Consider the following 830-nt stretch of genomic DNA (forward strand, 5'->3'; position numbering starts at 1 on the left):
AAAAAAGGATGCATTTAATTGCACAATAAATGATCAATAAATTATTTTTTTGCTTTTTTGGATGCGTTTAATTGTATTTTTTTTGATCTATTTTTTTTTAAAAAAGATTTTTTTGTAAATTTTGGTGTTTTTTTGCGAAAAATAAAAAATAATATGATAGTTATTCATAGTTAATTAATATAATAAATGCTTTATTTATCAAGGAGTAAGAGCAGTTATCCTCAGAATTTTTCGTTGCTAACAAAAAAACATAAATACATAATTACATTTATATTTATTTTTATTTAATATAGGAGATATAAATGAAATAAATGTATTCTTATTTTATTTAATTGTATTTTTATTTAATATAGGAGATATAAATGAAATAAATGTATTCTTATTTTATTTAATTGTATTTTTATTTAATATAGGAGATATAAATGAAATAAATGTATTCTTATTTTATTTAATTACTCTTTAACTAAATATATCTCTTTCATATTAATTTTATTTTTTGTATTATAGGTGAAATAATTCTAATTTCTATTTTTAATTGATTAAGGTTTATTGAATGTTTGATCGTTTTGATGTTATTATCATTGGAGGAGGGCATGCAGGAACTGAAGCATCAATGGCTTCCGCAAGAATGGGTTATAAAACCATTTTATTAACTCAAAAATTAAAGAGTTTAGGATTTTTATCCTGTAATCCTGCTATAGGTGGTATTGGTAAGAGTCATTTAGTTAAAGAAATTGATTCATTGGGTGGTGTTATGGCAAAAGCAATTGATTATTCTGGTATTCAGTTTAGAATACTCAATGCTAAAAAAGGCCCAGCTGTAAGAGCTA

At 22.3% G+C, this 830-nt stretch carries 1 protein-coding gene; it reads left to right on the plus strand.

Features of this window, described 5'->3' with window-relative positions; all coding sequences use genetic code 11:
- Positions 1-553: 553 nt before the first annotated feature.
- A partial coding sequence (locus LDP10_RS03020) for an FAD-dependent oxidoreductase (RefSeq protein WP_265197264.1) occupies positions 554-830 on the plus strand: 277 nt, incomplete at its 3' end.

The organism is Buchnera aphidicola (Pemphigus obesinymphae) (genome assembly GCF_026122815.1).
In the GTDB taxonomy this organism is placed as follows: domain Bacteria; phylum Pseudomonadota; class Gammaproteobacteria; order Enterobacterales; family Enterobacteriaceae; genus Buchnera_C; species Buchnera_C aphidicola_BJ.